Source organism: Thiohalophilus sp., from assembly GCF_031581315.1.
In the GTDB taxonomy this organism is placed as follows: domain Bacteria; phylum Pseudomonadota; class Gammaproteobacteria; order UBA6429; family Thiohalophilaceae; genus Thiohalophilus.
Genome location: NZ_JAVLAZ010000028.1, coordinates 19984 through 24031 on the forward strand (window position 1 = coordinate 19984; position 4048 = coordinate 24031).

The window sequence follows — 4048 nt, forward strand, 5'->3', positions numbered from 1 at the left end:
TACACCACTGCCTTCGGGGCAGAACAACAGGGATATTTATGAGGGCATTAGAACACAGGGCCGAGTGACGAGGGACGAGTGACGAGGCAAGCTTCCGGGTCCGGGAATTAGACTGAGTTGAAATGGAAATGATGCTAATTCATTTATTCCGGAGCTGGAAATAAAAAAGCGCCCGAAGGGCGCTTTAATAATCAGGACTCGTCCCTCGTCACTCGGACCTCGTCCCTGACAAAAGGCGCCCCGAAGGGCGCCTTTTGTTTAGGCTGCGTCTTCTTTGGCCTTGCGGGCCGCTTCGGCTTCTTCCGGTGAATAAGCGGCACCGGACCAGAGCATTTCGTAGGCAATTTCCTCGTTGCCGTTTTCACACAGCTCCAGCACCTGCTGGAACAGCGGCTGGAAGGTCTCGGATTTGTGCGATTCCTCGTGGTCCTCGAAGGTGTTCCAGAAGGTGATAATCAGCGCTTCTTTTTCCTTCAGGGGACTTTCGACCGCCTGGCCGATGGTGGAACCCTCGTTGGAGACCGCACCGCTGTTCAGGCAGACAAAGCCGCCGACAAAACCGGTGTCGGAATGATAGGTCTTGACGTTTTCACACAGAAACGCGACGCGCTCCTGCAGATCGTCAATCGTGTATTCGGGTTTCAGGATGACACGGTTGACAGTAACCACACCATCATGGGGGAAATTCTTGATTAAATCGCCAGCCATTTTGCTCACCTCCGCTATAGAGTTAGTTGTTTAATATCTACTAATATAGAAGCTCTATAAATTATGTCAAGGTAAACCAATAAAACTTTTATAGCCCTAGTAATTATCTCAGTTATTACCGACATAAGATCCCTGCGCGGGATTTCAATCCCCGCTAACCGATTGAAAACGAGAGAAATATCAGGCTTGTTGCCAGATTTGCCGAACGGTCTCGGCCAGGGTCATGGGGTCAAATGGCTTGGTAATGACCTCGATCGCACCCTGGGCGCGCAGTTGCTCCAGCTCCTGGGGCTGGACCTTGGCGGTCATGAACAGGGCCGGGGTTCCGGCCAGGGCGGGGATTTTGCGCAATTCGGCCAGGGTGGTAGGGCCGTCCATGCCGGGCAGCATGACATCGAGAATCAGCAGATCCGGGGTGTAGTGTTCCGCGGTGGCGAGGGCCTCGTTGCCGTTGCTGCAGATCTGCAATTCGAAGCCGCCCACATCCTGCAGGGCGAGGCGGGCGATGGTCTGGATGTCCGCTTCATCTTCCACGTAGAGAATTTTGCGCAATTCGGTCATGCCGTCTCCTTGTCGTTTGGCGAGCCCCGTTCGGGGCGGGTGCGCTGCTGCAGGCAGGCCGCAAGGGTTTCCAGCAGGGTCTGTTGCGAGGTGTTGCTCTTGCACAGGGCCGCGCTGACCTGCGTGGTTACGTCGTTATCCAGATCGCGGTTAGAGAAAATCACCGTGGCCGGCGGCGGGCGTTGATCCCGGAGCTGTTCCAGCAGTGTCAGTCCCGAGCCGTCGGGCAGGTTCACATCCAGCAAAATCAGATCGAAATTCTGGCTGGCCAGCTGCTCCCGGGCTTCCTGCAGGCTGGTAGCGCGAAACAGGGCCACCTGTTCCTGCAGCATACGGCCGATCACATTTTGCAGATCGACATCGTCCTCCACGTACAGCACCCGCGGTTTGTCCGGCAGATGCAGCAGGGCCCGGCGTACCGAGTCGAGCAGGCGATCCTGATCCAGCGGTTTGTCCAGCCAGTCGACGATGTCGGCGGCGCCGCCTTCGAGCTGACTGCGGGCCTCGTTGGCCATGGCCGAGATGACAATAATAGGTAACGTCCGGGTGGCTTCTGCGCCGCGCAACTGGCGGATGAGATCCAGCCCGTTGAGATCGGGCAGCAGAATATCCAGCAACAGGGCATCATAGTGCTGGTCGGCCAGTGCCTCATGCGCTTCGGCGGCAGTGGCGCAAAGATCGCTCTGGTAACCGTGACGGGCCAGCATTAGTTGTAACAGGCCGGCGATATCCGGATCGTCCTCGCAGATCAGCAGGCGATAAGGCTGCGGCGGGCTCAGACTGATGATCTGATCCTTGATGCGCGTGATCGACTGGTGCCGATAGACCGGCAAATCAAAATAGAACGTGGTGCCGATACCCGGCTGGCTGACGTAGTTGAGCTGGCCGCCGTGTTGCTCGACGATGGCCTGGGCGATACTCAGCCCCAGGCCGGTACCGCCGGTGTTACGACTGTCCGAGGCGTCGGCCTGGCTGAAACGCTGAAAGATTTTATCCCGAAACCCGGCAGGAATCCCCTTGCCGTGATCGGTCACGCTGATGCGTACGAAATGTTGCTGATGCCGGGCCTCGATCTCCACCGTGCCACCGGCATGGGAGAACTTGACGGCATTGGAGAGCAGATTGTTCATCACCTGCATCAGGCGGTGTTCATCGGCATACAGTTCCGTCTCGCTGTCTTCGGTGGATAGTTTCAGTGCCACATTGAATTCGCGCGCATAGGACAGATTGTTTTCGAGCGCCTGTTGTAAAAAACCGGCCAGCGGTAGCGGCTCATAGTTAAAGGCCATTTTGCCCGACTCGATCTTGTTAATATCGAGAATATCGTTAATCAGGTGCAGCAGGCGTTCGGTATTACGCCCGGCAATTTCGATTAGTGAATGCGCCTGATCCGGCAGTTGTTCGCCCAGGTTGCCGCTTAACAGGCCGAGTGAACCGCGAATCGAGGTCAGCGGGGTACGCAGCTCATGGCTGACGGTGGAGATAAACTCGTCGCGAATGCGCTCGATACGTTTACGTTCGGTGATATCGACACCAATGCCCAGAAAGCCGATGCAGTTGCCCTGCTCGTCTGTCATCTCGGTAATCGAAAGCAGTACCGGCAGACGGCTGCCATCGCTACAGATATAGGTCCATTCCTGCTCGTCGGGGATTCCGCGGCGGGCCAGGGCGGTAAAGACCTCAAAACCCGGCTGAATCGGCGTTGGCAATTCCTCGCTCAGTTCTCTGGCTCGCGCGGCGATCTCCTGTGAATCATGGAACATTAGCGGGTTATGCTGCCCGATGACCTCACTGGCCGAATAACCCAGAATGCGTTCGGCGGCCTTGTTGAAACTCATGATCAGGCCGTTTTCATCGGTTGCGATGATCGTGAAGTTGGCGCTGTTGAGAATCGCATTCTTGATGCCGAGGGTGTGCGAGAGCATCTCGGCATTGGCTTTTTGCTGGGTGATATCGCGCAATGAAATGGACGCCCCCTGCAAGGTGGGGTGAATGGCCACCTCCAGCCACTTGCCATTGTCCTGATAATAGCGGTCAAACTGGCACGACTGTTCGTTCTCCAGTGTAGCCTGCAGGGCGGCGCCAAACAGTTCCCGGGTTTGCGGGGCCACCGTTTGCAGGTCCTGGCCAACCAGGTCGAGAGTCTCGAGCTTGAGCAAATCCTGTGTCAGTGAATTGGTATATAAAATGGTTTGCTGACGATCCACGGCGATAAACGCCTCGGCCGTGCTTTCCAGAATATGACTGATGGTATTGCGCTGTTCCAGCAGGCGATCCTCGAACTGGATATGCACCAGCTCCATGCTCAGCCATTGCGCCATCAGTTGTACCAGCTCCTGCTCGGCCTGAGTGAACGGCGTCTCGCGCGCTTCGTAACCGGAAAAACTGAGGGTGCCATACAGCTGCCCGCCGGTATAAATCGGTGTGCCGATGTAGGACTCCAGGCGATACTGTTGATAACACGATAACTGGCTCCAGCCCGAGAGGCCGACATGCGTGATGGCGGTGAGCGCCTGGTTCTTCAGCATCTGCCCGCAGTAGGTCTCTTCCAGCGGAAAGCTCTGTCCTTCATGTAAAGTGGCGTCGGAAGAGCAGGCATATAAAACCGTGTGTTGTCCCTGCTCAATATGGGCGAGCACGCCGTGTTGCAGCCCCAGCTGGTCACAACCGTAGGCCAGCAGGCGCCGGGTCTTGTCGGCAAAATCGAGATTGGAAGAGATAATATCGTAAAGCCGCGCCAGGCGTTCCTCACTCTTTTGCAGGGCCCGGGTCCGCTCGG

3 protein-coding genes are annotated in these 4048 nt (G+C 56.6%); all 3 read right to left on the reverse strand.

All coding sequences use genetic code 11. The features are described from left to right. Nucleotides 1-258: 258 nt before the first annotated feature. Nucleotides 259-708, reverse strand: coding sequence for a ligand-binding protein SH3 (locus RI563_RS05930; protein WP_310693443.1), 450 nt, complete (start codon nucleotides 706-708; stop codon nucleotides 259-261). 180 nt (nucleotides 709-888) lie between these two features. Next, nucleotides 889-1269: a response regulator gene (locus RI563_RS05935; protein WP_310693444.1), complete on the reverse strand. Its 381-nt coding sequence runs from the start codon at nucleotides 1267-1269 to the stop codon at nucleotides 889-891. Beyond that, nucleotides 1266-4048, reverse strand: a 2783-nt coding sequence (locus RI563_RS05940; protein ID WP_310693445.1) for a response regulator, incomplete at its 5' end; no start/stop codon positions are given. The genes RI563_RS05940 and RI563_RS05935, both read right to left, overlap by 4 nt.

What these genes read in the sequence shown, in the direction of transcription:
- RI563_RS05935 (WP_310693444.1), bottom strand. Translation starts at nt 1,269, where the DNA reads ATGACCGAATTGCGCAAAATTCTCTACGTGGAAGATGAAGCGGACATC.
- RI563_RS05930 (WP_310693443.1), bottom strand. Translation starts at nt 708, where the DNA reads ATGGCTGGCGATTTAATCAAGAATTTCCCCCATGATGGTGTGGTTACT.